The sequence below is a fragment of the Rhizobium sp. SEMIA4064 genome (assembly GCF_003025035.1).
Lineage (GTDB): Bacteria > Pseudomonadota > Alphaproteobacteria > Rhizobiales > Rhizobiaceae > Rhizobium > Rhizobium paranaense.
The window spans coordinates 13,178-39,857 of sequence record NZ_PYJN01000013.1; the positions used below are offsets into that span (position 1 = coordinate 13,178).

Sequence of the window (26,680 nt, forward strand, 5' to 3'; positions counted from 1 at the left end):
TCGCGGCGGCCGGCTGGAGGGCCTTTTCATGATCATCGGCATCGGCAGTGACCTGATCGATATCCGCCGCGTCGAAAAGTCGATCGAACGTTTCGGCACTCGGTTCACCGAGCGCTGTTTCACCGACATCGAGCGCGCCAAATCCGAAGGGCGCAAGAACAAGGCTGCGTCATACGCCAAGCGCTTCGCCGCCAAGGAAGCCTGCTCGAAGGCGCTTGGCACAGGTCTGGCGCAGGGCGTATTCTGGCGCGACATGGGTGTCGTCAACCTGCCGAGCGGCAAGCCAACCATGCATTTGACGGGCGGTGCCGCCAAAAGATTGGCCGCGATGCTGCCGGAAAATCATCGCGCCGCCATTCATTTGACGATAACCGATGATTTTCCTCTCGCTCAGGCCTTCGTGATCATCGAAGCACTGCCGATTGCGGGCTGAATGACGACCGTGTGTCGCTTTTAATACCTGCGCCATTGCCGCCGTGGTATGAAGCGGATAGAGAGTGCCTGAAAGTGAAGTGCGCCGGTGGGGTGCGAAAAAGGAATAAGACTGCGTGTCCGAGAAAGCCGAAAAACAGCAGAATGTCCTGTGGGAAAATATAAAGGTCATCGTACAGGCTCTGGTCCTGGCCATGATCATCCGCACGGTGCTATTTCAACCCTTCACCATTCCGTCCGGCTCGATGATGCCTACGCTTCTTGTTGGCGACTACATCTTCGTCAATAAGTTCGCTTACGGCTATTCGAAATATTCTCTGCCTTTCTCGCCGGATCTGTTCAGTGGCCGTATCTTCGGCAGCGAACCGAAGCGCGGCGATGTGGTGGTCTTCCGCTTCCCGCCGAATCCGGATGTCGACTATATCAAGCGCGTCATCGGTCTGCCGGGTGACCGTATCCAGATGAAGAACGATATCCTCTACATCAACGGCCAGGCCGTCCCGCGTCAGCCGCACGGAACCTTCGCTTCGGATTACAGCCAGGAGCCGGGCGACGATATCCCCGTTTACAGCGAGCGCCTGCCGGATACCGGCAAGGTCTACGACACGCTGGACCTGTCGCAGACGTCGCGTGGTGACAACACGCAGGAATATGTCGTGCCGCCAGGCAACTATTTCATGATGGGCGACAACCGCGACAATTCCGACGACAGCCGTTTCGATGTCGGTTATGTGCCGGCTGAGAACCTGATCGGCCGTGCCAGCGTTATCTTCTTCTCGCTCGGCCACGACACCTCGTTCCGCGAAATCTGGAAATGGCCGACCAACATGCGTTGGGACCGCCTCTTCAAGGTTGTCGAATGACGAAGACGCAGACGCTCCCGCAGGCGGATCGTGTCAGGCTTGAAGCCGTCATAGGCCACGAATTCGCCGAGAAGGGGCGCCTCGACTGGGCGCTGACGCATGCCAGCGCCCGAACGCACAAGGCCGGCAATTACGAGCGGCTGGAATTTCTCGGCGACCGGGTTCTCGGCCTGTGCATCGCCGAGCTCCTTTTTCAGACCTTTGGCACAGCGACCGAGGGCGAGCTCTCGGTGCGCCTCAACCAGCTTGTCAGCGCCGAGACCTGCGCCGAAGTCGCCGACGAAATGCAACTGCATCTCTTCATCCGCACGGGCGCCGATGTGAAGAAGTTGACCGGCAAGCGTATGCTGAACGTGCGTGCCGATGTCGTGGAAAGCCTTATTGCAGCGCTCTATCTCGATGGCGGCCTCGAAGTGGCGCGCAAATTCATTCTGCGCTATTGGGAACGCCGCGCTATTCGTCCGGACGGCGCCAGACGCGACGCCAAGACGGAATTGCAGGAATGGGCGCATGCGAAATTCGGCGTCACACCCGTTTACAGGGTTGATGACCGCAGCGGACCGGATCATGATCCCCGCTTCACGGTAACGGTGGAGGTGGCGGGAACCGCGCCCGAGACCGGTATAGAGCGCTCCAAGCGCGCCGCCGAACAGGTGGCCGCGACACGGATTTTGGAGCGCGAAGGTGTATGGCAGTCCCAGTCTATTCAGAAATGAAAATGACAGCCTAGAAATGACGGAAGAAATGACCAATCAGGAAGATCTGGCCGGCGAAGGTGCGGCTGAAAATATCGGCCCAACCCATTCGGGTTTCGTGGCCCTCATAGGCCCGACCAATGCGGGCAAGTCGACGCTTGTCAACCGGCTCGTCGGCGCCAAAGTGTCGATCGTCAGCCACAAGGTGCAGACGACGCGCGCCATCGTGCGCGGCATCGCCATCCATGACAATGCGCAGATCGTCTTCATGGATACGCCCGGCATCTTCAAGCCGCGCCGGCGCCTTGATCGCGCCATGGTGACGTCAGCCTGGGGCGGCGCCAAGGATGCGGATCTCATCATGCTGCTGATCGACAGCGAGCGGGGAATACGCGGCGATGCCGAAGCCATTCTCGAAGGGCTGAAGGAAGTTTCCCAGCCGAAAATCCTTGTTTTGAACAAGATCGACCGTGTTCGCCGCGAGGACCTGCTGGCGCTTGCCGCCGCCGCCAACGAGAAGATCACCTTCGACCAGACCTTCATGATTTCGGCCGAAAACGGTTCGGGCTGCGACGATGTCATGAACTATCTGGCAAAGACCCTGCCGGAAGGTCCGTGGTATTATCCCGAAGACCAGATTTCGGACCTGCCGATGCGTCAGCTCGCCGCCGAAATAACCCGCGAAAAGCTGTTCCTGCGCCTGCATCAGGAGCTTCCCTATTCCTCGCATGTCGAGACGGAAAAATGGGAAGAGCGCAAGGACGGGTCCGTTCGCATCGAGCAAGTGATCTATGTCGAGCGCGAAAGCCAGAAGAAGATCGCCCTCGGCAAATCAGGCGAGACGATCAAGGCGATTTCGACGGCCTCACGCAAGGAGCTGTCCGAAATTCTCGAACAGCCGGTGCACCTCTTCCTCTTCGTCAAAGTGCGTGAGAATTGGGGCGACGATCCCGAACGCTTCCGCGAAATGGGACTTGAGTTTCCGCGCTGACGGAACGATTTCCCGTTGAGTGGCTTACCTCACGACAGCCATCGGAAAGATCGCCTCAACCGGCGCGATCCAAGGGGCGTGAATGGTCAAGACCACGACGACGCACAAAGAGAAAACGCCGTGCCAGCTCTGTCCGCTGCGGCGTTTGCCGCATTTCCGCGAATTCAGTCGTGAGGAACTGGGTTTCGTCGCGGATTTCAAGAAGGGTGAACTCGTCGTCGATCCCGGTGCGACGATCTTCCTGGAGGGCGCCCACAGTGCTCATCTCTTCACGATTCTGTCCGGCTGGGGCTTTCGCTATAAAACCCTCGAGGACGGGCGCCGGCAGATTCTCAACTATGTGATGCCCGGCGACCTCATCGGCCTGCAGGGCTCGATCATGGGCGAGATGCAGCATTCGACCGAGGCTTTGTCGCCGGTCTCGCTCTGTGTTTTCGAGCGTGCGGAATTGATGGCGCTCTATAACAAGCATCCGTCGCTCGCCTTCGATCTCACCTGGATCGCTGCGCGGGAAGAACGTATTTTGGACGAACATCTCTTAAGCATCGGTCGCCGGTCCGCGCTGGAAAGAGCCGCTTATCTGCTCGCCTATCTGCATCAACGGGCCGGTGCCCTGCATCTCTTCGATGGCAGCAAGGGCATTCCGATCACGCAGCAGCACATTGCCGACACGCTTGGCCTCTCCATCGTTCATACGAACAAAACATTGAAAAAACTGTCGGAACGCGGAATGATCCGCTGGCAGGAGCGCGGCTGCGACGTGCTGAACGGTAAAGGACTCGCCGCTCTCGCCAAATGGGACGGCTTGGATTCGGGCAGGCGGCCGTTCATCTGAGACGGCGGCATTGATGTGGCTGCCACATGTCATTTTTAAATGTTCATGGCCGGTGTATCAGCATAGACTACATTTTCGTCACTTTTCGACCAGTTTCACCTTTTACTAACCGCGGCGGCAAAAGCGATTGGAGCACGTTGACGAGCCCATAGTCCCGCGAGACAAAAAGTGCGAAGCGGGTCAGGGCAAGGTCATGTCACATGAGATCTAGCCAACACGGATGGGGGAATACCATTCATTCAACACGGGCCGATGATCGGCGCCGGAGGGATAGATGTGGGAATGTTTACGGGGCACGGCGCCGCTTGGCGCAGGCATGCGGGGATGGCGCTGATATGACGGTTCAGCGCGTTCTCATTTTGGAAGACAATCTGATCATTGCCATGGAGGCGGAGGAAATCCTGCGTCTCATCGGGGTCAAGGAGGTGGAAATCGCCTCGAACCTCGAGCAGGCGGTGAACGCAATTCATACGGAGCGTTATGATTTTGCGATGCTGGACGTCAATCTGGGGGAGTCGATGAGTTTCGGCTTTGCCCGGTTGCTGGTAGAGCGCGGCATCGCCTTCGGTTTCGTCAGCGGCTATCCTGATACGCTCGATTTCCCGCCGGACATGCGGCATGTGCCGTTGCTCAACAAGCCTTTCGACGAGGCCGCTATGTGGGCATTCGTCGACAGGCTGGCATCGGTGGACGACCCATCAAGCAGCCAGCCCTAAAGTCTGTCGCGCCAAAGTGTGTAGCGATTTTGCGATCGCGGCGCGCTCTCGCTGATCGTCTGACATGTGACAGCGCCTGCCGTTTGTCCTAAACTCGAATCACGACATTCTGTGGGACGAACCGGCCGATGCAGTGGCAGGATCAGGCGATCATCTTGGGCGTCAAACGCCTCGGCGAGACCAGTGTCATTGCCGAGGTGATGACGCGTGATCGTGGCCGGCATATGGGATTGGTGCGCTCCGGCCGGTCACGCGCCATGCAGCCGGTGCTACAGGCGGGCAATCTGGTCGAAGTGACCTGGCGGGCGCGGCTGCACGAGCATCTCGGCGAGTTCCGCATGGAGCCGGTACGGTTGCGGGCGGCGCGGCTGATGGAGACGGCGACCGCCGTCTATGGCGTGCAGGCCATGGGCGCAGTGCTCCGCCTGCTGCCTGAGCGCGACCCGCATCCACATCTCTATGATGCGCTGAACGTCATTCTCGAAAACCTGCAGAACCCCATGGACGCCGGTGAACTTTTCGTCCGCTTCGAGTTGGCGGTGCTCAACGATCTCGGTTTCGGCCTTGATCTGACCGAGTGTGCGGCGACGGGCGTGCGCGACGATCTCGCCTTTGTGTCGCCGAAAACCGGGCGTGCCGTTTGCCGTGCCGCCGGTCTGCCCTGGGCCGACAAGATGCTGGCGCTGCCGCCGTTCCTTGCCGCCGGCGCCGTCGAGGCGGCGGATGGGGAAAGCCTCGCTGCTGCCTTCCGCTTGACCGGCTTTTTCCTGCATCGCCATGTCTACGAACCGCGCGGCATAGAGATCGCAGCCGCGCGCGACGGTTTCATCCAGGCCGCGTTGAAAGCGCTGAATGCGGCCACCTTGGAAGCGCCGCAGGAGCGGCCGACCATAGCCGCAAAAAGATAGAGCATGATCCCGACCGCGCGCGGATGGGATCATGCTCAAAATATGATTCGGAGCTGAAAGAGCGATCGCTTCAAATAGCCATGTTCGATGCTGCCGACATCACCTCTCTTGGGGCGGGGACGCCGAACATATGACGGCCGGCCTCTTCGACTTCCGTGAAGCACCAGCGGATGACGCCATCCCGATCAAGCAGGAATTCGCCGACAAGCTGGCCTTCACCGGTGGCGATCATCCGCTTGTCATCCTCGGTGACTTCATAGCCGTCCGCCTTGTCGAGGTATTCCATCGCGGCGATCGGATTCATAGGTTCTGGGAGCTCGCCCGGCATATCGATGCGCATCGACATCACCGCATCCATGCTGACCTTGTGCGGCCAGTTATTCTCGGCTTCGGTGAACTGAATATTCGGCAGGCCGAAGGCCTTGTGCGATACCCGCTCCGGATCGGAGGCGGCCAGCAGATTGGGAAGCGGATGATATCGGAAGTAGAGGCGGGCGCGGTCGATCGGCGTATTAACGACGGTCAGGCTGTCGATGCCCTTTTCCTGCAACGCATCGGTGAGTTCGGCCATGGCGGCGATCTGCCGGCGACAGAAGGGGCAATGCAGTCCGCGGAACAGCCCGACAAACACCGGTCTCTGGCCGCGAAAGTCGTCGATGGCGATCTTGCCCTGGCGGGTGATCGCATCCAGCACGACATTCGGTGCGCGATCTCCAGGCTGCAATGGTCTTTCGGCGTGGTTCTCCTGCATCTTCATTCCTCCCTCTATATGCTTGAATAGATTCTCCCACTGGTTTTCCGGCGATCGTCACGATAGGGACGGTCAGTCGAGAAACGGCAATACGACGAGTGTGCCCGGATCGAGGTTGTGGCGTGTGCACACATCCTGTGCCAGCGTGAAATACCGTTCCGCCTCATCCATGTCATCATGTTCAAGGCTCAGCGTCGCCAAGCCATCATAGCACGGAAAGAGCAGTTGCGGCTCGTCAATTTCCTTAGCTACCTCAAGGGCTTCCTCGTAATACTTACGGGCTAGCTTCGGCTGCCCGTGGCATTGATGAATCTGCGCGAGGACGATCAAGGGCACGGAGAGATGGTCGCGCTGATCGAGCGCGCGGTCGATTTCCACCGCCTTCTCCGCTGCCGGCACACCCTCGGCGGCGCAGCGGTCGGTAAAGGTGCAGCAGGAAACGGCGAGGTTGGCAAGAAGGCGCGCCTGGAAGCCGAGATCGCCGATGCGGGTCGCCACTTCCAGCCCGCGCCGGCAGACCTTGATGGCGTTGGCCGGATCGACAATCGTGTAAAGCACACCGAGATTGGAGTAGGCGCGACAGGCGGCACTTTGCAGATCGGCCTTTTCGGCAACAGTGAGGCTGCGCTCCACTTCCTGCACGGCATCGCGACGGCGGCCGAGCCGCGCAAGTGCTGCGCCTTTAGTGTTCAGCGCCTCCGCCATCGCGCGCGCTGCCTCTCGTCCGGCCTCGGTCGTTCCGTCGATGGGCAGCGTTTGCAGCCGTTGCAGGGCCTGCGTCGCCCATTCTGCGGCGGCGGCCTGGTCGCCCATGCGGAAGGCCAGATGGCCGCGCTCCTGCAGGAGATGTGCATGCTCGACCGGCGCATCGATCGTCGCGATCATGGCTTCGGCTTCAGCACAATGCGCCTCGGCCTGATCGCGGCGCCCCGCTTCGTGGTGCAGTCGGCCGATCTTGCGCAATATCCTCGCCGCCGCGATCCGATCGTCTCCGGTGCGATGCATCGCCAGCGCTCGCTGATAATGATTCAAGGCGGCGTCGCGGTGACCGGCCGGGCCGCAGAGATCGGCAAGACGCTCCAGGAGCGCCAATTGCTCCGGCGCCACCCCAGGCTCGTTCGCGAAGGCGGCAAGCGCCTGGCGGTAGAGGCGCATCGCGTCATCATTGGCGTAGGTCTTGCGTGCCAGATCGCCGGCGGCCATCAGATAGCTGGCCCCCTTCGCCTTCTCTGTGGTGAGGCTGAAGTGATGGCCGAGCTGGGCCAGATGCTCGGGCCGGTCGGGTGCTGCGCCATATTGGCGTTCCAGAACCCCGCCGATCCGGCGATGAAGCTCCATGCGCCGTTGCTGCAGGAGATTATGGTAGATGACGTCGTGCAGCAGGGACTGGCTGAAACGATAGGTGGGAGAAGCACCGGCATCAGGCCCGCGCAATTCCTCGATGATGTTGGCATCGCAGAGATAATCCAACCCGGCATCGATGGCAGCCGGATCGCTGGCGACGGTGCGGAGCAGGGCGGTGTCGAACTTCGGGCCGACCACCGCCGCCTCCTGCGCCAACCGTCTGATTTCCTGCGGCAGGCGATCGACGCGGGCAAGCAAGAGGGCCTGCAGATTGACCGGAATATCGACATCCGTATCTTCCGCCGCCACTTGCCAGCGCTGACCGTCATTGTGCAGCCTGCCCATATCGATCAATCCGCGAAGAATCTCTTCGATGAAGAGCGGATTGCCGCCGGCGCGCTCAAGGATGCGCTTGCGCATCGCGACCGGCAGCTTGGCATGACTTTCCCCGAAGAAAGCGGCGAGCAGCTTCTGCCCGTCGGCTGCGTTGAGCGGGCCAAGACGTTGTACGGTGACGCTGACGCGATTGGAATCGAGCGGGTCGATCTGCGATGTCGGCCGGTAGATCGCAAGCAGCATCAGCCGGCTGCGTTCCAGCCGATCCATCATGAAGCGAAGCACTTCCAGCGAGGCGGCGTCGGCCCAATGTAGATCCTCGATCACAAGCAGCAGGGGACCCTGCGCCAGCCGCCGCTCGAAGACGGTGCGGACCGCATAGAAGATCTGCCGCCGCAACTGTTCCGGCTCGATATGCCGCAGCGCTCCGCTGAGGTCGCCGAGGCCGAGGACGTGCAGAAAGAGCGGCAAAAGCCCGTCAATATCCTCCTGCGTGAGATCGAGTGCGCGAAATCCCGTCGCCAGCAATTGTCGTGTCCTGTCGAGATCGTCCCGCTCGCCGATGCCGTAGGCGCTGCGCACGACCGCGGCAAGCGTGCCGTAGGACTGTTCGCCGAGGGGGGAGCAAGTCGCCTTGCGAATGGCGAGGCCCTGGTAGCGAGCTGCATTGCCGGCTATGCCGATGAATTCATTGACAAGCCGCGACTTGCCGATACCCGCCTCGCCGATAAGGCGGACAAGCTGTGCCGCACCGCCACAGGCAAGGTCGAGGCAGGTCAGCAGCCGCGACAATTCCGTATCCCGTCCGATCATCGGCGCCTGAAGGCCAAAACTCTCGAGCCCGCGCGCCGTATGCGGCGCTTCCAGTGGTCCCGTCAGCCGATGGACAAGCACATTGCCGCTTTTGCCGCGCAAGGCTTGGGCGCCGAGGCTGTCGAAGGCGAAGGCATGGCGGGTGAGGCGGTAGGTTAGCGGCCCGACGAGGATATCGTTTTCGCCCGCCATGGATTGCAGACGTTGGGCGGTATTCACCGTGTCGCCTGTCACGGAATAGGATTTGGTGCTGACGGCGCCGAACCCGCCGGTGACGACGGGGCCGCTATTGATGCCGATATGCAGGCGCAACGGCACGCCGGCGCGCGCTTGCCAGCGCTCGCCGACCTGCGTTGCCCGATCGATCATGTTGAGCGCGGCATTGAGCGCCCGCACCGGATCGTCTTCATGAGCGACCGGCGCACCGAACAGCGCCAGCAGCGCATCGCCGACGAATTTGTCCACGAAGCCGCCATAGGCCTCAACTGCCTGGGTCATCTCTTCGAACAATTCGTTCTGCAGCACCCGCATGACTTCGGGGTCGATCTGCTCGCTCAGCGTCGTGAAGCCGCAGAGATCCGCAAAAAGCACGGTCACCGGCCGCCGGTCGGCATCGTCCTCGGATTTTGCCGGTGCAGCCTCGATGGTCGGCTTGGCTGCGGGTGGGGCTTTGTCGGAAATCGCGCCGCCGCATCTGGGGCAGAAGGCAAAATCAGGCTGGCAGGGATAGCCGCAGGCAGCGCAGGAGATAGGCTGCTTTGCGCCGCATCGCGGACAGAACGCAAAGCCGCTTTGAATATCGAAACCGCAGCCGGCGCACTCCATCGGACGCACCTCGTCAAACCCCGTGCGCCACGGCCGGTTCAGCCGCAACCGACGGGTTCAAAATGAGCGATCAGCATGCGCCTGCTACCTTGGGTCCGCAAGCTAAACAAACGGTGGAACGACTATCGCCGCTTGAATGCCCAGCCCTCCGGCCGCTCCTCGATCACAGTCACCGTATCGCCGATCTTTACCGAGCCTTCGCCGCGCGGCACGGCGTTCCAGCCGAAGAGCGGGCCGGGGACGCGGCGGTCGGCGGACATGCGGACGCGGCCCATGGCAGGCATGGGGTTCGGTACCTCGCGCGAACCGGTCTTCTGGTCCTGCGTCGTCATGATGCAACGGGCGCATGGCTTGACGAGATCGAGGCGAATGCCGCCGATCTCGATCGCCGCCCAGCGGTCCTCCGGCCATTCTTCATCGCAGTCGATAACGATGTTGGGGCGAAAGCGCTCCATGCCGACCGAACCTTCGCCATGGGCGGCAAGATCGGCATTGAGCGCCTTCAGCGAGCCGGTGGTGGTGATCAGGATCTGGTATCCGTCGGTAAAGGTGACCGGCGTGTCACTGCCGGCCCATTCCGGATTGGCGACGCGCTTCGCAAGCCTGTCAAAGAAGACCATCTTGACGTCGCGACCGAGCGAGGCGGACAGCGCGTTGTTTGTCTCCTCATCGGCGACGGAAGCGTTGACCGTCGATTTCCAGACGACGACATCCATGCGGTGGTCCGGGTGCGGCGGTGGCACGATGATGTCGGCCTTGCCCTCCATTTTCAGGCGCAGATAGGAAGGACCGGGCTGGATGTCGATGCGGGCAAGATCCTGCATTTCGCGTTGCGTGATGAAATGGCCTGATGGTTCGACCAGCATGGCGCGACGATCGCCGATCAGGCCGAAGGCGTCGATCGTGGCGGATGGAATGGCAATGCCGCGCGCGCTCTTGAGCGGATAGATGAAGAGATCGCTGACCTGCATGAATAGCCCTCAGATTTCGTCGATGAACATTGCCAGGATCGTCTTCAACCGATCATGCCGCTCGCCGGCAAATTTCCGGCCGGTTTCGGTCTGGAACCCGTCCGCCAGTTTGAACAGCTTTGTCTCGAAATGGTCAATGGCGAAGCGCTTGTCGTCGAGCGGCCGCTCGGTGGCAAGCGGGTCGAATGGATCGTAGAGGCCGGAGCCCAGGCGGCCCGCAATATAGAAACAACGGGCAGCGCCGACCATGCCGATCGCATCCAGCCGGTCGGCATCCTGCAGCATTTTCGCCTCCAGCGTTTCCGGCGGAATATTGGCGGAGAAGCTGTGCGTGATGATGGCGTGCGCTACGGCGGCGATATCTTCGCCAGCCCATCCAAGCTCCCTCAGGATGCCGGAAGCCTTTTCGGCCGCCAGCCTCGATGCCTGGGCGCGATGCGGCGAATTCTTCTCCACCGCGACGCAGTCATGCAGCAATACCGCGGCGGCGAGGATGCGGGCATCGCCGCCTTCTTCAGCCTGGATGGACATGGCATTCTTGAAGACCCGCAGGATGTGGGCGACGTCGTGCGAGCCGTCGTCGCCATCAGCCGCATGTGGAATGAGCTGCGCAGCCAGCGTTTCGAACGGGGCGAACGCCCGCGCCATACTGTTGATATCCATCTTCGGCCCCATGTCGGAATGATCTGTCGGAATGATCTCGTGCGTTCCTACCGAGCACAGAGATTCGCCGCAATCATTCCGTCGCTTTCTTGCCGGTCAGGACCTTTTGGTAGAACAGGCCGATGCCGATCAGCACCGCGCCGAGGCCGATGAAGGATAGCGCCCGCAGGAAGCCTTCGAGGTTTGACATGTCGATCAGAAAGACCTTCACGACAGCGACGAACACCAGCGCGGCCGAAGCGATACGCAGGCTGCGAGCTTCGAGACGCGCTCCTAGCCAAAGAAGGGCGATGCCGATCAGCAGCCAGACGACGGAATAGGAATAGACTTCCCCCTGGATGAAACCGTTCCAGAACGGGATGTATTCGCCCTGCCAGAAGCGGCGCACCGACAGCGTCGCCCAGGCAAAGGCCATAACCGCGCCGGCGACGGCCAACATCGTCACATAGGGCAGGGGCCGCTTGCCTCGGGCATAAGCCGCCAAGCCGCCATAGGCGATCGCCGGCAGAAGATAGCCGAGCAGCAGCAGATTGAAGAAAGGAATCCGACCCGTGCTTTCACCTGTCATGAACGGATTGAGCCCGATCAGATGCAGCGTCAGGATCAAAGTAACAGAGAGGACGCCGAGCGCCATTCCGCCATAACGGAAGACGAGGCTCGATGCGCTGAGATCAAGCGCCATCAGCGTCGCGGAGGCGCCAATTGCCAGCAATGTGTAGATCGATTGTTCGCCGAGCGTCGGAACGTTTGCATTCAAGACGCCGCCGTTCATCGCATGGCGCACCAGGATGGCGATGGTCAGCAACACCAGGAAGCTCGCAAGCGCCTGCAGAGCATTGCGCAGCCTGAGGTCTGGCGAATGGCGAACCTCGAAGGCAGCCCAGACGGCGAGCACCGCCGGGATACCGTAACCGGCAAGCAGCATATTGAATATCGGTGTCGTGCCGAGCTCGCCCGGATCGACGATGGTCGGTTGCCAGGCAATGCGCCCGAGGGTGATGATCAGCGCCGCGACCATCGTCCATGGCAGGACTGGCCAGGAGCGGGCGCGCCCGGCGAGCAGAAAGGCCATGCCAAGCACGGGCAGCAGCATCGTTGGAATAGCGTCATGAGCAAGCGTATGCAGGGCGAAGACCAAGGCCGCGAAGGAACCTGCCGCCAAAACATTGGTCGGCAAGGCCATGTTTTCCGCGGATCGGCGATACTGCAATTCGGCGAGTGTTATCAGGGCGATAGCAAGCACGATGCCATAGAGCCCATGCAGCGAGTCACGCGTCCAGTTGCCGAAGGTGACATAGCTGATCACGGCGATCGTCAGCGGCGTGGCAACCATGATGACGCTCCACAGAGCCGCAAAGGGCTTCTCGCTTTCGCCAAAACGCTTGAGAAAGAAGAAGCCGACGATGACGAAAACCGCGCCGAGGCCGAGACCGTCATAGACGACAAGGTGGGACAAGGCCGGAACGATCTGCGCTACATTCAGCTCCGCACCGATCTCCGGCTGCATCAGAGCGAGGAACATGCCAAAGCCGGCGGCGAGGGCCGACAGAATTGCAGCCCAGGCCGCATGCACACGGCTGGCCCCGAAGGCGGCAATAGTTGCAACAATTGCCGCAAAGTGGAAGGACGCGTCCGGCAGCGGGTAGGCGTACAAAAGGCTGTAAGCCAGGAGAGACAGAGCCACCACGGCGCTGCCTACGGATGCCGTCAGCGTCATTCCAAGCGGCGCGCGCGCCAGGAATGTTGCCCAATGGCTGGCCGGTGATAAGGCCGGGCGTTCTTCGATCTCGTCCGACCGGACAGTGCTTTCCTCACTCGTTGCGGTGACTTCATAGCGTCCCGGCCAAATGAAAATCGTGCCGGCCATCATTGCCAGCATGGTCAGGGTAACCGGCGCCAAGTCGACCACTTCGCTGTTGAAGATGTAAAGCAGCGGCCAGATGCTGAGTAGGGCATTGGCAAAGGAGGGTACGGTGTGCCAGCGGCGCAGCCGCGAGGCGGCGATGGTGGCGAGCCAGGTGAAGACGAGATAGCCGAAGAACGTCCAGGGATTCGGCGCCGCTGGCGCGACGAGCACCGGCGTGATCATGGAAGCCAGGAGCCCGAGACCTGCAAGCGCTTGCCCATGCAGCAGCGACAGGCCAAGCGTGGCGAGCGAAATCAGCCCCAGGAGGACGAAGGCGGTGGCCGGTCCGATGAAGCCGTAAATGCCGTGGGCGGCATAGGTTGAGCCGAACAGCGCGACGACGCCCGCCGCCGTCAGCACGCCAGGGATCATCGCGTTCTGGAAGGTGTTGGCCAGCACAGGTTCGGAGCGGCGCCGGATAATTTCGCCGGCAGCGACGAGCACCAAGCCGAAGATCGCGGCAAGCACCAGCCGCACGGCGGGGCTGAGCAGACCGCTTTCGATCGAATACTTGACCAGGAAGATGCCGCCGAGCGCCAGAGCAATGCCGCCCACCCAGACAGCCCAACGGGCGCCGATGGTGCTCTCCAGGCTTTCATCCTCCCGGGCAAGGGCTGGGGCGACTACATCCTCGGTTGCTTCCAGGCTGCCGCGTGCAGCGAGAGCAGTATCTTCCTCTTCCACCGCAGGTTCTGCGACTGTTTCAACGGATGATTCCGTTGCGCTTTCGGAGGGCTGAATGGCTTCTTCAGTAGGCTCTGCCGCTGTTGCTGATTCGCGCACACCAACCGCCAGCACTTGGCCGGCAAGCGCGTTTTGCAGCTCCAGAACGCGGCTTTCCAGCCGTTGTAGCCTTTGGTTGTAGCTGCGCAGGATCAAAATGCCCACGACCACAATCACGATCAGCAGCAGTTCCGTCATGTCCCCTCCATGGGCTTCTGTCGCCACATTATACGAAATGAGCAGGACAGGAAGGGTAAGGCGGTCGATTTCCTCTATGATTCCAGGCGATTACCCGAGGAGAAGTGGCACGCGCTGCACCGCCCACCTTCATCATTCTATTAGAAAATTAGGATTCATAACTCGCAAACTATTGTTAATACCCATTAACAATTCGTCTTTACCCGCGCGGCAAATCAGCCTATCAACGCCAATAGTTAACCAGAACGTATTGCGTACAAACGACGTCGCATGAGGCGGCTCCTGACCCTAGGAGGTTTGTATGTCCCATGTATCTTCCATATCCAACAGTACCTATCCTTATCGCGGTACGCTTTCGCGGCTCGATGCGAATGGCGACGGTGTTTTGAGCCAGGAAGAGCGCGAAGCCGACGAGCGCCCGGGTATTCTCGAAACCGATGCAGTCGATAGCGGTAGCGCGAATGGCGCAATGGGCAGCCTGATGGCAAAGCTCATGCAAATGCCCACCGGTGGCGTGATGACGGGCGAAATGTCTCAGGCCAGCAGTGCTTTCGACCTCGGTACGCTGACGCCGATGGATGCCTATAACAGCACTTACGGCCAATACGACACGGATAGCATGGCCGCCTGAGCGGCCGTCTTTCCCAAATTATCGCAACGGCCCGCTGGACAATGGCGGGTTGTTTTGCGGTTTGGGCCTGCTCATTTCTCTCTTCGCGGGAACACCCGACCCTGTGATGCGTTGCATTCACGACTCAAACGGGAGGAATGCTCCATGAGATCTATCCTTATTGCTGCGGCTCTGACCTTGGTGGCGGCTCTGCCTGCGACCGCGCAGGACAAGCAGACGGCAATTGCCAATTTTGTCGGCCTCGACGGCAAGCAGGCGGGACGGGCGGTCCTGACTGAGGGGAAGGCGGGCGTTATGATCGAACTCGACGTTTCCGGTCTGCCGGCCAATCGCTGGGTTGCCTTCCATATCCATGAGAACAATCATTGCGACCATACGCACGGGTTCGAATCGGCCGGCGGTCATTTCAATCCTACCAATGCCGAGCACGGCTTGCTTGCGGCTAATGGCCCGCATGCCGGCGATATGCCCAACCAATATGTCGACCAGGACGGCAAGCTCAGGGCGCAAGTCTTCAATGGCATGGTGTTGCTGGACGGCAAAAGCGGCATTCGCGGCCGAACGCTGATGATCCATGCGGAGTCGGATGATTACCGCAGCCAACCCGTTGGCGGTGCTGGTAAACGGCTGGCTTGCGCGGTCATCGAATAACCTTGCACAGAGGTGATTCGCCCATTCGTCGGGAACTTTGCCAAGCAGCGGTTGTCCCTCGTTCGCAGAGGCTCATCGCCAATATGATTCGCGGCCTGTCAATTGGGGTTAATAGTCAATTGACAACTATCTTTGACCGTCTTCGAAAATCGGCTATCCCAATTGCCATTTCAACGAGCGTACTGCGTCTCACCGAAAACGCCCGACGGCGTTTACTCCAGGAGATTTGGATGAGTGGTATTTCTTCAGTTGGAAGCAGCATGAGCGCTGCCTCGTACAGTCCCCTTGATAAAAATCATGACGGCGTTGTGGACGCTCAGGAACTGCAGGAAGCAGCGCAATCCGGTCTTCTGTCTGCAAGCGTTCTTGCCGACGAAAGCAGTGACGACAGCAGCGATTCGAGCGCTACGGATGCCTTCTCGGGCAATCTGGCGTCCATGCTGCTGCAGATGCAGCAGAGCAACGGTAGCGGTGGTCAGACCGCTACGAATTCGTCCACCGCCGGCACATCGTCTACGGGACAAACTTCCAGCGGCACGAGCGACAGCACTACCACCGGCAGCAATTCCAATGAGAACGCGTTGGAAGTCTTCATCCGCGAGATGGAGGCCTCGATGAATGCCTACCAGAATACCTACGGTCAATACGCTCCTGATTCGTCCGACAGCGTTGCCGCTTGATCGGCCGTTTCGCAAGGACTGCAAATGGACGGAGATTGCGCGAGCGCAGTCTCCGTTTTCATCTGACGCCGATGTCCGGCGACAGCGACAGGACGAAGGGCGCATTGCCGTCCGCATCCGCACCACGGCCGATCGCCTTGACGGCGTCGACGAGCCGGCCTTTGCGGTCAAGCATCTGGTCGCCGATCATAATCAGCCGTGTATTCGGCGTCGCATAGGGCGAGGCGGTGCGCAGGAGATGGACAAGCGCCAGATCGTCCGTTTCGGGATGGACGGCAAGCGCAGCGATCAGCGCCGCCGCCGGGGATCGTGACACGCCCATCCAGCAATGAATCAGCAGCGGCGCGGTGCGGTCCCAGCTTCTGGCGAAATCGATGATGTCGTGGACATGCGTCTCCTGCGGAGCGACGAGATCGCCGGTGCCGGCAAAGCTGATGTCGTTCATGCCAAGCAGCAGATGCCGTTCCGCCTTGATCACGGCCGGCCGGTGAAACGTTTGTTCCTTTGCCATCAGGCTGATCATTTCGGATGCGCCGTGACGAACGGCCATTTCTGCGATGCGTGCCAGCGGCGATACGACGATCGTGGTCATGCGTCGGCTCTCACGGCGGTGCGTTCGGCCTCGATCGCCTCGAAGCGCGCCAGGAAAAGCCGCTGCGCTTCGACCGCCGGCATCGGCTCGATCGGCAACATCTCACGCGTGATGCTGCGCGGTTGGCCGAAGAATTTGCGCGCTTCCTGCGGGGTGAAACCGGCAAGCAATGTCGCTTCGAAATAAGCGGAAACCGTATCGGCCTTCTTGATCTTATCCTTCAGCTCCGGGCTGCAATGCGGCGGCAGAGCAAAACGCCTGTAGATGGCGGCCTCCAGGCGCTTCTCCACCACCTTATAGTCCCCGCCGACCACGGATTTGAACGGCGAGATCATGTCGCCGATGACATATTCGGGGGCATCGTGCAGCAGCGCCGCCAACATCTCGTCCGGCGTCGCTCGATTGAGATGGCGGAAGATCGTCTCCACCACGAGACTGTGTTGCGCCACCGAAAAGGCATGATCCCCGGAGGTCTGCCCGTTCCAGCGTGCCACGCGGGCAAGCCCATGGGCGATATCGCTGATCTCGACGTCGAGCGGCGAGGGGTCGAGCAGATCCAGCCTGCGGCCGGACAGCATGCGCTGCCAGGCGCGCGCGGTATTGCCGGCTGTCATGCCGAAGCCTCATCGGTCTGCGTGGGGAAGGAGAGGCCGGACCACGGCGGTAACGTGAGCGAAACTTCGCGATCCGCCGCCAGGATCGGCGTGCCGGCCGCCATAGCTTCACCGGCGCGGTCGATGCGGACGATGGCGAGGCCCTTGGCGCCATCAATGGAACCAAGTGTGCCGATCGGCTTGCCGCTGGCGGTCAATTCGGTACCAGTGGCTGGCAGATCGGCACCACCGGACACGATGACGACCCGCCGCCTTGCGGTGCCGCGATGTTGCATGCGGGAAACCACTTCCTGCCCGACATAGCAGCCCTTGCGGAAGCCGAGGCCGCCGTTGATATCCATCATCACATCATGCGGAAAAGCGTCCTGCAGGGCGAAATCCGGGCCGGAAACGGCGATGCCATTGGCAATGCGCAGCGTCCTATGGAGCGTCTCGGCGTCGTCGCCGTGCTGGCCGGGAGTGCGCGTCAGCGTGATCCCTGCCTTGGCGAAACGGCTATCCCTATGGCTTTCGGCCGTATTCTCGTCCCAGGCGACGGTGACGCCTTCGGTGTCGATCGCAGCGAAATCGACCGGTGCGCGCAGCCGGTACATGGTGAGCCGCTTCAAAAGGCCGTCTCGCTGTTCCGCGTCGGTCTCCAGCAGAAAGCCCGGACCATCCCGCCAGATCATGAAGTCGAACAGGATCTTGCCTTGCGGCGTCAGCAGTGCGCCGGGACGAGCCTCGTCCGTGCCGAGCGAGGCGAGATCGGTAGTGATGAGATTGTGCAGAAAAGACTCGGCATCCGCGCCGGTGACGCGGAGAAAGGAGCGATCTCTGAGGAATACGGCTGGCATTGTGGACCCGCTAATTTGCCCTGTCGCTCAGAGGTAAGGCCTCTGGTCGGGAACCGCAAGTTCTGCGTCCGGATCATTCGCCCGAAGTAAAGAATTTCCATCTACCATCGGGCGTGATGCCGACGCGGTAGAAATTATAGCCGCCGAATTCCAGCATGTCGGAGTAATCGCCGGCGGTGACGATGCGCATCAGATCGACCTTCTCAGGCGCGGTCAGGGACTTGATGTCTTTTTCGGCGAAATAGGGCCAGACATACATTTCATCCGGTGTGCCCTGGCCGGTATGGGCAAAACCGGTCGACATGATGTCGAGCAGAATGGAGAGGATCTCGATGCCGTCGGGGTCGCCGGAAAGGTCATGCAGCGTCTTGATCGGGTCTTCGGTCGGATCATCCGCCGTCACCTGCGTCTGCTTGAGGCCGCCACCGACATTCATCAGTGGACGCAGACGCTCGAGATCACCGGAGGCGGCCGCCTCGACGATCGCTTCGCGCAGCTTGCGTACCGGCTCGGGCGCCTTGCTGATATCGAAGAGAATTTCCGCCTGTTTGCCGCCATTCGAGGCATTTCCGGATGCGGTGCCGCCGCTCTGTCCAGCCTGGTTGTTGACCAGCGGATCGGGCATGGGAATTGTTTTCGAGGGCGCCTCCAGCGCCTCTTCGACCGGCTTGTCATTGCGCTGCTGCGCAGATTTCCCGGCGACGCCCGGCTGGTTAGCCGACGGATTGAGCTGGGAGAAGGCAAGAGCCGGCAAAGGGAGGGCGAGGCTGCCGAAAAACATGGTCGCTACGGCAAGCGAGGCAATGGAACGTCGAAACTCATTGCCCGGTACGGTGTGCATAGGGATCTCTGGCTGTTATTGCAGGGTGCGGTTCGGAGAGAATTCACCAGCAAGCATGCGGTCCCTAAGTGATTCGAGCAAGGCTTCCGCGCCCTGTTCTCCTTGAATGCGAATAGTCTCGCGAATGGCATGGGCAATTGCAGCGTCGGCGATGATTTCCGGCTCGATACCATCAGCCATGCCATCGGCCCAGGCCTCGTTCTGGTATTCCAGCGCCGCCTGCCTTTTTTCGTGGACAATCATGTCGTCGATGTCGTTCAGGCTTGGTTCCATTGTTTCGTTCCTCGAGACGTCCATGTCCTTACCGCTTGATTAACGACTTTATCAGCCTTTTCCTAAAACGACACGGCTCGGCACGAAAAGGGGTTAATAAATCGTCAATTTCCAAAGCGAGCGGTTATTTCTGCGGCAAGTGTTGCACCTTCGTTACGGTATCGCTCCTCTGCCACGATGGCCTGCGGCGTGCAATCCGTGTAAACCGATGCGAAGGATCTATATCCTCGGTTGAACGAGGCGGTCAGTTTTTCCCTGCGTTTCGGCTCGTCTTTCGTCTCCGTGTCGAGCAGACGCTGCATGTCGGCGCGCCAGGAATCCTCTTTTCCGGTGTTGCAGAGATTGCGCAGATAGTGGATCGAGCCAAGAATTTCGGCGAGCCGCGACAGTTGATCGTCATAGGGCGTCGGCCGCTCGGCATCGCCGGTGTCGCTGGGCGCCTGCACCGCCGGAACAGCCGCCGTCGGCTGCGCAAAGGCCGGAAATGCGGCCGCAAGCGCGGCGCAGATCGGAAGCAGGTTGATGAGGCGGCAATGATTCATACGCCTAGTTGATATGGCAAGAGTGACGGTAACAAGGCGAAAATGCCACTTTCCACGCCGTTATTGCTTTGCATCGTTAACGCGGGAGCCCCGGAAGCCTCATCGGGTTCGAGCCATCGTCAGCCGTTCGGCGCATTCGAGCACGCTCGCCGGAACGGGCAGGGCGCGGATATCTTCGAGAGAATACCAGCCGATCGCGGCGGCATCATCGGCAGCCTCGACAACCACATCCGCGTCGGCATCGACCAGAAAAACCGACAGAACGAAATGACTGACGAGCCTCCCATCTGCTGCATGGCTCCTGAGGTCGTAGGTCTCGAACAGGCGGGGGTTTCGGGCGGTGATTCCGGTCTCTTCCCAGAACTCCCGCAATGCTGTTTCCGCCGGCATCTCGCCATCTTCGGCGCGCCCGCCGGGAAAGGCATACATATCGGCGGATGGCGGATTGCGCCGCAGCACCAGCAGGAACCGGCCGTCACGTTCGAGGATGGCGGAAGAGGCGGGGCGAGGAATAGAGATCATTGGGCCAGGTTTGGTTCAGATGAGGATATCGGGCGACGAATAGGCGTGCGGGGGCTTTCAACTCCATAAGATAGGGCCCTTGTCGTCCGAGAGGGAAGCCCTTTTACTCGCAAATGAGAATGGCGGCGATTCGGGTCCGCCAACCAGGCCGCCGAAATCATGATGACCTATGGACTTTACGCGCTCGCCGCGCTGGCCGAAATCGCCGGCTGTTTCGCCTTCTGGGCATGGCTGCGGCTGGCAAAGCCGATCTGGTGGCTTGCTCCAGGCCTAGTGTCGCTGGCACTTTTTGCCTGGCTGCTGACGCTGGTGCCGAGCGATGCGGCGGGTCGCACCTTTGCCGCCTATGGCGGCGTCTATATCGTCGCCTCCATTCTCTGGCTGTGGCTGGTCGAAGGACGGCCGCCGGACCGTTGGGATCTTTCCGGCGCGGCCGTTTGCCTTGCAGGCGCAACCATCATTCTCTTCGGCCCTCGCAACTGACCTTCACCTTGACCCGGCGCCTTACGGGTGCAACACAAGCTGCATGTGCGGACGATTTGCATTGACGGAAACGGAGAAGAAGGTACGGGAATTGCTCGGTTATCTCGAGCACGAAGACTTTCCCGCGCGCTTCAACATTGCCCCGACGCAGCCGATCCTGGTCGTCGTTTCAGGCGATCGGCAGGAGCGGGGCAGCAATTTGCCGGATCGCCGCGCGCTGCTCGTCCGCTGGGGTTTTACGCCGGCCTGGGTGAAGGATCCCAAGGAGTTTCCGCTGCTGATCAATGCCCGGGCGGAAACCGCGATTGGCAAGGCCTCGTTCCGGGCGGCTATGCGTCATCGGCGCATCCTGATTCCGGCGTCGGGATTTTATGAATGGCATCGCCCGTCGAAGGAAAGCGGCGAGAAATCGCAGGCCTATTGGATCCGTCCGCGCCATGGCGGCGTCATCGCCTTTGCCGGCTTGATGGAGACCTGGTCATCGGCTGATGGTTCCGAAGTCGATACCGGCGCGATCCTGACGACGTCGGCGAACCGAACAATGCGTCCCATTCATGACCGAATGCCCGTTGTCATCAAGCCGGAAGATTTTACGCGCTGGCTCGATTGCAAGACGCAGGAGCCGCGTGAGGTCCTGGATCTGATGGTGCCGGTTCAGGAAGATTTTTTTGAGGCGATTCCGGTTTCGGACCGCGTCAACAAGGTCGCCAATATGGGGCCGGAGCTGCAGGTGGCGGTAACAATCGAACCTCTGGCCAAGCCGTCGAAGAAGCCGGATCCCGGCGACGGCCAGTTGAGCCTCCTCTGAACGGCATTCATTCGAATCGGCGCTGCCATGAACCCCGGTGTTCAACCAGCGGGGTCATTGGCAGATGCTGCAAGCTTAGGCGATCTTCTTCTTCAGCGGCTTGGTTTTCAGCATCAGATGTGCTGCCAGGACGGCTTTGAGGCCAAGCGGACGATAAAGCAAGGTCGGGTCGATCTTTGCTTGCGGTTGTACAGTTTCGTCTTTTTTCTTGGTCATGTGTTACTTCTCAACGTGTTCCCTAGGGTGTCTTTTGATTCACGGCCCCGCCTCGTTGTTTTGTCATAAAACATGACAAATCAAAGGCATTTGCCGATCAGCTTTTGTAAACACCGACCATATTTCGCGAGGCTTACGCGAAATTTAACGCAAACTATATCTAATTTAGTTGTTTATTTTTCGTTAATTAGTTGCGTTCGGCGTGGCCGAATCTCATCGCAGAGGCGATAGGGGCCGCATGACCTTTTGTCGCAGCAGCCGTCTTCGATTCTTGGCGGCAATCCATGACCGTCGCCGCCAGATCGTCCCTGATTTGGGTTAGATATGCCGGCCGATGTCGTCGTTTGAATCGTCGACGTCAGGATCGGCCGGGCCGTTGATGGTGAAGGTGCCGTATTTGCGCGTCCAGGAACGGGCGCCCAACGGCAACGACAGGAGATAGGCAACGACGGTGACCACCATGACATGCCAGGTATAGCTCATCAGCAGCGCCACATAGACGACGAGGGCAAGCATGATCGGCAGCACCAGGTCGCGGCGGATGCGGCTGCTTTCCGTTTTTCCGGACCAGACGGGCAGGCGGCTGACCAGCAGGAAGCCGATCAGCACGGTGTAGGCCGCACCCCAATAGGCGAATGTCTTGGTGGGCGTTAGGCCCAGGAAGCCGAGATAGACAGGCAGCAACACCAGCATCGCCCCGGCCGGCGCCGGCACGCCGACAAAATATTCAGACTGCCAGGACGCCTTGTTCTCCCGCTCCGCCATGACGTTGAAGCGTGCGAGCCGCAGACCGGCCGCAATGGTGTAAATCAACGCCGCGATCCAGCCGAGCGAGCGTGCCTGATCCAGCAGGAAGACGTAAACCACGAGCGCCGGCGCGACACCGAAGTTGACGATGTCGGCAAGCGAATCCATCTGCGCGCCGAACTTGGATGTGGCCTTCATCAGCCGCGCCACACGTCCGTCGATGCCGTCGAGGAAAGCGGCAACCAGCACGGCCACAACGGCGAGCTCGTACCGATTTTCGAAGGCGAGGCGGATGCCGGTCAGGCCGGCGCAGATCGCCAGCACCGTGATCATGTTCGGCACCATCAGCCGCAGCGGGATTTCCCGCAGGCGCGGCCCGCGCGCCTCGTCATTGGGACCATGCGGCTCGAAGGGCGGAAAAGGCGTCTTCATCTCGCTCGTTTTCTCCGGGCTCAGCTACGGCGGCTAATAATGGGGCCCTTCAGCGAGCCGAATTCGGCAATGACGGTTTCGCCGGCGATTGCCCTTTGGCCGACTGCAACGCGCGCTGCCGCTTCAGCCGGCAGGAACACATCGAGGCGTGAACCGAATCGGATCAGGCCGATACGCTCGCCGGCGTCGAGCGGCTCGTTCTCGTTGACGAAGCAGAGGATGCGGCGGGCGACGAGGCCGGCAATCTGCACCACACCGATCTCGCCATGCTTTGTCTCGATGACGAGGCCATTGCGCTCGTTCTGTTCGCTTGCCTTGTCCAGCTCCGCATTGAGGAAGCTGCCCTGGCGATAGGCGACAGTGGTGATGCGGCCGCGCATCGGCGAGCGGTTCACATGGCAATCGAAGACGTTCATGAAAATCGAAACGCGCAGCATCGGCTCGTGGCCGAGATTGAGCTCAGCCGGCGGCGTCACCATCTGCACGCCGGAGACCTTGCCATCGGCGGGCGATACGACGAGATCGTCGTCCTGCGGCGTCATGCGCTCTGGATCGCGGAAGAAATAGGCGCACCAGAGCGTGAAGATCAAACCGATCCAAAAAAGCGGCTTGAAGATCCAGCCGAGAACCAGCGACGCAACAAAGAAACCCGCGACAAAGGGATAGCCTTCCTTGTGCACTGGGACGATGACGTTGCGTACACTGTTCAACAAGCTCATCTACGGCCTACTCCGTTAGGGCACCCTCACCAAAAACCGCGATCCGGTTGTCGGACGAGATCATGCCAGTCCAAAGAATGAAAGCAAGATAAGCGGTCTTGCTCTGAATACTCGTTGAGCGTGACTACAGGCAAACTCTGTCATGGGCAATGCTTTCGCACGCTCGCCCCCAGCGCAATCCGCGCGGGGCCAAGATGCCAACGATCCGTAGCGTTGAAAAGCGTTGCCTGTGGAAACTCGCACCGGGCGCAAAGAAAAGGCCGCCGACGGGAAGCGGCGGCCTTTCATGACCTTCGATCATAGGGCGGAATTTAGAGGCCGAGAGTGGCGCGCAGCTCGGCCTTGGCGCCTTCATATTCGCTCTTGTAGTCGTCATGCGTCATGATGGTTTCGGCGATGACGGTGCCTGCGATGTGAGCGGCTTCGATGTCGGAGGCGTAATGGATGCCGCCGACAACGCGGTTGTGACCGTATTCCCAGGCGCGGGCCATGATGGTGGCGCGCTTCTCCGGCACCATATTTGCGAGCACAATGCCCATCAGCGTGCCGACCGTGGCGTGGCCGGATGGATAGGAGCCGGACTTGGACAAGGGTACGATTGGCTTTACGAGATCGCTGTAGAGATGCGGACGCGGACGTTTCCAGACATCCTTGGCCGGATCGACGACGGCGCCTTCGGTCTCGACGACGCGATCGAAGAATGCCGAGAACTTCGGCAGGTTTTCCTTGGTGAATTTCGGATTGTCGATGACGTCGGAGAAGCGCCAGACGTTCTCTTCCGCATCGGCAACGGCACGAGCCGCCATTTCCGGCGTGCGGGTAACCTGGATTGTCAGGATTTCGCCGAGTTCGGCCTTCATCTGCGCCGAATCATTGGCCGGCGGCGGCGGCAGCAGGTTGAGGAGGTTGATCTCCTTGGCATCGGCAAACGGCTTGGCATCACCGGCAAAAACCGGCGAGGCGACGCCAACGACGAGCAACAGCGTTAAAGCTTTGGCGAAATTACGCATTTGGGGCTCCCTTGATGTGAGAACCCGTACCTATCAAGCTGTCATCTCAACTGCGTGACAAGCGAAGTCCGCAACGTCGCTACGCCGCCATTCTTCAGTTCGCGGGCGCCAGCCGGTTGACTACGCCGAGTTCGTCGCTCTCGCGCACCTGCTTCAGATGTTCTTCCGCCTGTGTCGCCTCGCGCTGGCGGTTCCACATTGAGGCATAGAGGCCGTTCTGCTCCAGAAGGGCGGCATGCGTGCCGCGCTCGGCGATCTCGCCGCTTTTCAACACGATGATCTCGTCGGCGCCGATGACGGTGGAGAGCCGGTGGGCGATGACCAGTGTCGTGCGGTTCTTGGAGACGACATCCAGTGCCGCCTGGATTTCCCGTTCGGTCGTCGTGTCCAGGGCTGAGGTCGCCTCATCGAGGATAAGCACGGGCGGCGCCTTGAGGATGGTACGGGCAATGGCGACGCGCTGCTTCTCGCCGCCGGAGAGTTTCAGGCCGCGCTCGCCGACCTTGGTCTCGAAGCCCTCGGGCAGATGGCGGATGAAGTCGCCGATCTGGGCGATCTCCGCCGCGGTCGTCACCTCGTCCTCGCTCGCAGCCGGACGGCCGTAGCGGATATTGTAGGCGATGGTGTCGTTGAAGAGCACCGTGTCCTGCGGCACCATGCCGATCACCTTGCGTAGGCTCTTCTGCGTCACCGTGCGCAGATCCTGGCCGTCGATGGTGATCGTGCCGTTCTGTACGTCGTAAAAGCGGTAGAGAAGCCGAGACAGGGTCGATTTTCCGGCGCCCGAAGGGCCGACAACGGCGACCGTCTTGCCGGCCGGCACCTCGAAGGAAATGCCCTTCAGGATCGGACGGGCAGCATCATAGGCGAAATGCACGTCCTTGAAGGAGATGGCGCCGTTGCCGATGGCCAGGTCCCTGGCGCCGGGAGCGTCCGTCACCTCGGGCTTGACTTCCAGCAGATCGAACATCTCTTCGATATCGGTCAGACCTTGGCGGATTTCGCGATAGACGAAGCCGATGAAGTTCAGCGGCACCGAAAGCTGCAGCAGCATCGAGTTGATGAAGACGAAGTCGCCGACCGTCTGATGCCCGTTGAGCACAGCCCAGCCGGAAAAGACGAGCATGACCGTGGTGCCGAGACCGAAGATCAAGCCTTGACCAAAGTTCAACCAGCCGAGCGAAGTCCAGACATCGGTGGCGGCCTTCTCATAGCGCGACATCGATTGATCGAAGCGCCGGGCTTCCATTTCCTCGTTGCCGAAATATTTGACCGTTTCGAAGTTCAGAAGCGAATCAATCGCCTTGGTGTTGGCATCGGTGTCGCTCTCGTTCATCGAACGGCGGATGGAGATGCGCCAGTCGCTCGCCCGGACGGTGAACCAGATGTAGAGCCAGACCGTGACCGCCGTGATGGCGAGATAGGAAAAACCGTAGCCGCGCCAGAAGATAACCGCGGTCAGCAGGAATTCGACGAAAGTCGGGACCGTGTTGAGAATGGTGAAGCGGACGATCGTCTCGATGCCCTTGGTGCCGCGTTCGATGATGCGCGACAGTCCGCCGGTCTTACGCTCGAGATGGAAGCGCAACGATAACTCGTGCATGTGCACGAAAGTCCGGTAGGCGAGCTGGCGCACGGCATATTGGCCGACGCTGGCAAAGAGCGAGTCGCGCAATTGGTTGAGGCCGAGCTGGATGAGGCGCGTGACGTTGGTGGCAACGATCAGCGCGATGGCGCCCACCATGAAGGCCGGCAGGATCCCCTGCATGTCGAGCTTGCCGTTCAGGGCATCGACGGACCACTTGAAGAAATAGGGAACCAGCAGCAGGACGAATTTCGAGATCAACAGATAGACGGTTGCCCAGACAACCCGCATCTTCAGGTCCATGCGTCCCGCCGGCCACATGTAGGGCCAGAGATTGACGATCGTATTCAACGGATTGCTGGAATCCGCCGATATTGTCTTCTTGCGGTCTGCCATGTCCGTCTCCGGCGAATATCTGAGCCAGCCGGGCAAAGGCGCACGCACAGCCTGGCTGGGAGGCCCCGTCAGGTGATGAGCGGGGCAATGGGGGTCGGCGGGAGGCTTATACTATTTTTATGTCGGGTAAAA

General features: G+C 60.4%; 29 protein-coding genes. 12 read left to right on the forward strand and 17 right to left on the reverse strand.

Going from position 1 to position 26,680, the window contains the following annotated elements:
- Nucleotides 1-28: 28 nt before the first annotated feature.
- The 7 genes from acpS to recO all read left to right on the forward strand — a co-directional run bounded on the left by acpS (nt 29) and on the right by recO (nt 5,440).
- A complete protein-coding gene (acpS, locus tag C9E91_RS06610) occupies nt 29-433 on the forward strand; it encodes a holo-ACP synthase (RefSeq protein ID WP_107107572.1) in 405 nt (134 codons plus the stop codon).
- Between the two features lie 115 nt (nt 434-548).
- Nucleotides 549-1,295, forward strand: coding sequence for a signal peptidase I (gene lepB, locus C9E91_RS06615; RefSeq protein ID WP_107107573.1), 747 nt, complete (start codon nt 549-551; stop codon nt 1,293-1,295).
- Complete coding sequence (rnc, locus tag C9E91_RS06620; protein ID WP_107107574.1) at nt 1,292-2,011, forward strand: ribonuclease III; 720 nt, start codon at nt 1,292-1,294, stop codon at nt 2,009-2,011. Before lepB ends, rnc begins: the two co-directional genes overlap by 4 nt.
- A 28-nt stretch (nt 2,012-2,039) precedes the next feature.
- Nucleotides 2,040-2,981, forward strand: a complete 942-nt coding sequence (era, locus tag C9E91_RS06625) for a GTPase Era (protein ID WP_107108102.1) — start codon at nt 2,040-2,042, stop codon at nt 2,979-2,981.
- 82 nt (nt 2,982-3,063) lie between these two features.
- Nucleotides 3,064-3,816 carry a Crp/Fnr family transcriptional regulator gene (locus tag C9E91_RS06630; RefSeq protein ID WP_107107575.1) on the forward strand — a complete coding sequence of 251 codons (753 nt, stop codon included), beginning with the start codon at nt 3,064-3,066 and terminating at the stop codon, nt 3,814-3,816.
- A gap of 200 nt (nt 3,817-4,016) precedes the next feature.
- On the forward strand, nt 4,017-4,532 hold the full coding sequence (locus C9E91_RS06635; protein ID WP_245407443.1) for a response regulator: 516 nt from the start codon (nt 4,017-4,019) through the stop codon (nt 4,530-4,532).
- Nucleotides 4,533-4,660: 128 nt separating this feature from the next.
- Nucleotides 4,661-5,440, forward strand: a complete 780-nt coding sequence (gene recO, locus C9E91_RS06640; protein WP_107107577.1) for a DNA repair protein RecO — start codon at nt 4,661-4,663, stop codon at nt 5,438-5,440.
- 70 nt (nt 5,441-5,510) lie between these two features.
- Here recO and C9E91_RS06645 read toward each other — a convergent pair whose 3' ends face one another.
- From C9E91_RS06645 to C9E91_RS06665, 5 genes are all read right to left on the reverse strand, one after another.
- The gene (locus C9E91_RS06645) at nt 5,511-6,191 is read right to left on the reverse strand and encodes a peroxiredoxin-like family protein (RefSeq protein ID WP_107108103.1); all 681 of its coding nucleotides are present in this window, start codon (nt 6,189-6,191) and stop codon (nt 5,511-5,513) included.
- Between the two features lie 72 nt (nt 6,192-6,263).
- Nucleotides 6,264-9,509 (reverse strand): adenylate/guanylate cyclase domain-containing protein, encoded by a 3,246-nt coding sequence (locus tag C9E91_RS06650; protein WP_107107578.1) that lies wholly within the window; start codon nt 9,507-9,509, stop codon nt 6,264-6,266.
- A 122-nt stretch (nt 9,510-9,631) separates the two neighbouring features.
- Nucleotides 9,632-10,480 (reverse strand): MOSC domain-containing protein, encoded by an 849-nt coding sequence (locus C9E91_RS06655; RefSeq protein ID WP_107107579.1) that lies wholly within the window; start codon nt 10,478-10,480, stop codon nt 9,632-9,634.
- A 9-nt stretch (nt 10,481-10,489) separates the two neighbouring features.
- Nucleotides 10,490-11,143 carry an HD domain-containing protein gene (locus C9E91_RS06660; RefSeq protein ID WP_181316027.1) on the reverse strand — a complete coding sequence of 218 codons (654 nt, stop codon included), beginning with the start codon at nt 11,141-11,143 and terminating at the stop codon, nt 10,490-10,492.
- A 73-nt stretch (nt 11,144-11,216) separates the two neighbouring features.
- Complete coding sequence (locus C9E91_RS06665) at nt 11,217-13,970, reverse strand: DUF2339 domain-containing protein (protein WP_107107580.1); 2,754 nt, start codon at nt 13,968-13,970, stop codon at nt 11,217-11,219.
- Between the two features lie 301 nt (nt 13,971-14,271).
- Here C9E91_RS06665 and C9E91_RS06670 point away from each other — a divergent pair, with 301 nt between their 5' ends.
- From C9E91_RS06670 to C9E91_RS06680, 3 genes are all read left to right on the forward strand, one after another.
- A complete protein-coding gene (locus C9E91_RS06670) occupies nt 14,272-14,601 on the forward strand; it encodes a hypothetical protein (protein ID WP_107107581.1) in 330 nt (109 codons plus the stop codon).
- Between the two features lie 144 nt (nt 14,602-14,745).
- Nucleotides 14,746-15,252: a superoxide dismutase family protein gene (locus C9E91_RS06675; protein ID WP_107107582.1), complete on the forward strand. Its 507-nt coding sequence runs from the start codon at nt 14,746-14,748 to the stop codon at nt 15,250-15,252.
- Between the two features lie 260 nt (nt 15,253-15,512).
- Nucleotides 15,513-15,932, forward strand: coding sequence for a hypothetical protein (locus C9E91_RS06680; RefSeq protein ID WP_245407444.1), 420 nt, complete (start codon nt 15,513-15,515; stop codon nt 15,930-15,932).
- A gap of 58 nt (nt 15,933-15,990) precedes the next feature.
- Here C9E91_RS06680 and C9E91_RS06685 read toward each other — a convergent pair whose 3' ends face one another.
- The 7 genes from C9E91_RS06685 to C9E91_RS06715 all read right to left on the reverse strand — a co-directional run bounded on the left by C9E91_RS06685 (nt 15,991) and on the right by C9E91_RS06715 (nt 20,152).
- A complete protein-coding gene (locus C9E91_RS06685; RefSeq protein ID WP_107107584.1) occupies nt 15,991-16,524 on the reverse strand; it encodes a tyrosine phosphatase family protein in 534 nt (177 codons plus the stop codon).
- Nucleotides 16,521-17,138 (reverse strand): YfbR-like 5'-deoxynucleotidase, encoded by a 618-nt coding sequence (locus C9E91_RS06690; RefSeq protein WP_107107585.1) that lies wholly within the window; start codon nt 17,136-17,138, stop codon nt 16,521-16,523. The genes C9E91_RS06685 and C9E91_RS06690 overlap by 4 nt, the downstream gene beginning before the upstream one ends.
- Nucleotides 17,135-17,974, reverse strand: coding sequence for a CAF17-like 4Fe-4S cluster assembly/insertion protein YgfZ (gene ygfZ, locus C9E91_RS06695; RefSeq protein ID WP_107107586.1), 840 nt, complete (start codon nt 17,972-17,974; stop codon nt 17,135-17,137). Before ygfZ ends, C9E91_RS06690 begins: the two co-directional genes overlap by 4 nt.
- 73 nt (nt 17,975-18,047) lie before the next feature.
- Nucleotides 18,048-18,815: a hypothetical protein gene (locus C9E91_RS06700; protein ID WP_107107587.1), complete on the reverse strand. Its 768-nt coding sequence runs from the start codon at nt 18,813-18,815 to the stop codon at nt 18,048-18,050.
- 15 nt (nt 18,816-18,830) lie between these two features.
- On the reverse strand, nt 18,831-19,088 hold the full coding sequence (locus C9E91_RS06705; RefSeq protein ID WP_028753410.1) for a hypothetical protein: 258 nt from the start codon (nt 19,086-19,088) through the stop codon (nt 18,831-18,833).
- Between the two features lie 104 nt (nt 19,089-19,192).
- A complete protein-coding gene (locus C9E91_RS06710; RefSeq protein WP_107107588.1) occupies nt 19,193-19,630 on the reverse strand; it encodes a TIGR02301 family protein in 438 nt (145 codons plus the stop codon).
- 99 nt (nt 19,631-19,729) lie between these two features.
- A complete protein-coding gene (locus C9E91_RS06715; RefSeq protein ID WP_107107589.1) occupies nt 19,730-20,152 on the reverse strand; it encodes an NUDIX hydrolase in 423 nt (140 codons plus the stop codon).
- Nucleotides 20,153-20,314: 162 nt separating this feature from the next.
- Between C9E91_RS06715 and C9E91_RS06720 the strand changes: the two genes are divergently transcribed.
- Nucleotides 20,315-20,635, forward strand: a complete 321-nt coding sequence (locus tag C9E91_RS06720; protein WP_107107590.1) for a YnfA family protein — start codon at nt 20,315-20,317, stop codon at nt 20,633-20,635.
- 43 nt (nt 20,636-20,678) lie between these two features.
- Entirely contained in the window at nt 20,679-21,443 is a 765-nt protein-coding gene (locus C9E91_RS06725; RefSeq protein ID WP_107107591.1) for an SOS response-associated peptidase, read from the forward strand.
- Nucleotides 21,444-21,518: 75 nt separating this feature from the next.
- Here C9E91_RS06725 and C9E91_RS19755 read toward each other — a convergent pair whose 3' ends face one another.
- The 5 genes from C9E91_RS19755 to C9E91_RS06745 all read right to left on the reverse strand — a co-directional run bounded on the left by C9E91_RS19755 (nt 21,519) and on the right by C9E91_RS06745 (nt 26,548).
- Nucleotides 21,519-21,659: a hypothetical protein gene (locus C9E91_RS19755; RefSeq protein ID WP_172831040.1), complete on the reverse strand. Its 141-nt coding sequence runs from the start codon at nt 21,657-21,659 to the stop codon at nt 21,519-21,521.
- Between the two features lie 318 nt (nt 21,660-21,977).
- Nucleotides 21,978-22,838, reverse strand: coding sequence for a CDP-diacylglycerol--serine O-phosphatidyltransferase (gene pssA / locus C9E91_RS06730; RefSeq protein WP_028753405.1), 861 nt, complete (start codon nt 22,836-22,838; stop codon nt 21,978-21,980).
- A 20-nt stretch (nt 22,839-22,858) separates the two neighbouring features.
- A complete protein-coding gene (locus tag C9E91_RS06735; protein ID WP_107107592.1) occupies nt 22,859-23,557 on the reverse strand; it encodes a phosphatidylserine decarboxylase in 699 nt (232 codons plus the stop codon).
- Between the two features lie 311 nt (nt 23,558-23,868).
- Entirely contained in the window at nt 23,869-24,567 is a 699-nt protein-coding gene (locus tag C9E91_RS06740; protein WP_107107593.1) for an acid phosphatase, read from the reverse strand.
- 94 nt (nt 24,568-24,661) lie between these two features.
- On the reverse strand, nt 24,662-26,548 hold the full coding sequence (locus C9E91_RS06745; RefSeq protein WP_107107594.1) for an ABCB family ABC transporter ATP-binding protein/permease: 1,887 nt from the start codon (nt 26,546-26,548) through the stop codon (nt 24,662-24,664).
- Nucleotides 26,549-26,680: the final 132 nt, after the last annotated feature.

Excerpts from the sequence above, each read along its gene's own strand:
- C9E91_RS06735 (WP_107107592.1), bottom strand. The coding sequence starts at position 23,557 with ATGAGCTTGTTGAACAGTGTACGCAACGTCATCGTCCCAGTGCACAAG.
- rnc (WP_107107574.1), top strand. The coding sequence starts at position 1,292 with ATGACGAAGACGCAGACGCTCCCGCAGGCGGATCGTGTCAGGCTTGAA.
- C9E91_RS06645 (WP_107108103.1), bottom strand. The coding sequence starts at position 6,191 with ATGCAGGAGAACCACGCCGAAAGACCATTGCAGCCTGGAGATCGCGCA.
- C9E91_RS06680 (WP_245407444.1), top strand. The coding sequence starts at position 15,513 with ATGAGCGCTGCCTCGTACAGTCCCCTTGATAAAAATCATGACGGCGTT.
- C9E91_RS06740 (WP_107107593.1), bottom strand. The coding sequence starts at position 24,567 with ATGCGTAATTTCGCCAAAGCTTTAACGCTGTTGCTCGTCGTTGGCGTC.
- C9E91_RS06655 (WP_107107579.1), bottom strand. The coding sequence starts at position 10,480 with ATGCAGGTCAGCGATCTCTTCATCTATCCGCTCAAGAGCGCGCGCGGC.
- C9E91_RS06725 (WP_107107591.1), top strand. The coding sequence starts at position 20,679 with ATGTGCGGACGATTTGCATTGACGGAAACGGAGAAGAAGGTACGGGAA.
- C9E91_RS06665 (WP_107107580.1), bottom strand. The coding sequence starts at position 13,970 with ATGACGGAACTGCTGCTGATCGTGATTGTGGTCGTGGGCATTTTGATC.
- C9E91_RS06715 (WP_107107589.1), bottom strand. The coding sequence starts at position 20,152 with ATGATCTCTATTCCTCGCCCCGCCTCTTCCGCCATCCTCGAACGTGAC.
- C9E91_RS06685 (WP_107107584.1), bottom strand. The coding sequence starts at position 16,524 with ATGACCACGATCGTCGTATCGCCGCTGGCACGCATCGCAGAAATGGCC.
- C9E91_RS06710 (WP_107107588.1), bottom strand. The coding sequence starts at position 19,630 with ATGAATCATTGCCGCCTCATCAACCTGCTTCCGATCTGCGCCGCGCTT.
- pssA (WP_028753405.1), bottom strand. The coding sequence starts at position 22,838 with ATGAAGACGCCTTTTCCGCCCTTCGAGCCGCATGGTCCCAATGACGAG.
- acpS (WP_107107572.1), top strand. The coding sequence starts at position 29 with ATGATCATCGGCATCGGCAGTGACCTGATCGATATCCGCCGCGTCGAA.
- C9E91_RS06630 (WP_107107575.1), top strand. The coding sequence starts at position 3,064 with ATGGTCAAGACCACGACGACGCACAAAGAGAAAACGCCGTGCCAGCTC.
- C9E91_RS06705 (WP_028753410.1), bottom strand. The coding sequence starts at position 19,088 with ATGGAACCAAGCCTGAACGACATCGACGACATGATTGTCCACGAAAAA.
- C9E91_RS06745 (WP_107107594.1), bottom strand. The coding sequence starts at position 26,548 with ATGGCAGACCGCAAGAAGACAATATCGGCGGATTCCAGCAATCCGTTG.
- C9E91_RS06675 (WP_107107582.1), top strand. The coding sequence starts at position 14,746 with ATGAGATCTATCCTTATTGCTGCGGCTCTGACCTTGGTGGCGGCTCTG.
- recO (WP_107107577.1), top strand. The coding sequence starts at position 4,661 with ATGCAGTGGCAGGATCAGGCGATCATCTTGGGCGTCAAACGCCTCGGC.
- ygfZ (WP_107107586.1), bottom strand. The coding sequence starts at position 17,974 with ATGCCAGCCGTATTCCTCAGAGATCGCTCCTTTCTCCGCGTCACCGGC.
- C9E91_RS19755 (WP_172831040.1), bottom strand. The coding sequence starts at position 21,659 with ATGACCAAGAAAAAAGACGAAACTGTACAACCGCAAGCAAAGATCGAC.
- C9E91_RS06650 (WP_107107578.1), bottom strand. The coding sequence starts at position 9,509 with ATGGAGTGCGCCGGCTGCGGTTTCGATATTCAAAGCGGCTTTGCGTTC.
- C9E91_RS06700 (WP_107107587.1), bottom strand. The coding sequence starts at position 18,815 with ATGCACACCGTACCGGGCAATGAGTTTCGACGTTCCATTGCCTCGCTT.
- C9E91_RS06670 (WP_107107581.1), top strand. The coding sequence starts at position 14,272 with ATGTCCCATGTATCTTCCATATCCAACAGTACCTATCCTTATCGCGGT.
- C9E91_RS06660 (WP_181316027.1), bottom strand. The coding sequence starts at position 11,143 with ATGGATATCAACAGTATGGCGCGGGCGTTCGCCCCGTTCGAAACGCTG.
- C9E91_RS06720 (WP_107107590.1), top strand. The coding sequence starts at position 20,315 with ATGACCTATGGACTTTACGCGCTCGCCGCGCTGGCCGAAATCGCCGGC.
- era (WP_107108102.1), top strand. The coding sequence starts at position 2,040 with ATGACCAATCAGGAAGATCTGGCCGGCGAAGGTGCGGCTGAAAATATC.
- C9E91_RS06635 (WP_245407443.1), top strand. The coding sequence starts at position 4,017 with ATGAGATCTAGCCAACACGGATGGGGGAATACCATTCATTCAACACGG.
- C9E91_RS06690 (WP_107107585.1), bottom strand. The coding sequence starts at position 17,138 with ATGACAGCCGGCAATACCGCGCGCGCCTGGCAGCGCATGCTGTCCGGC.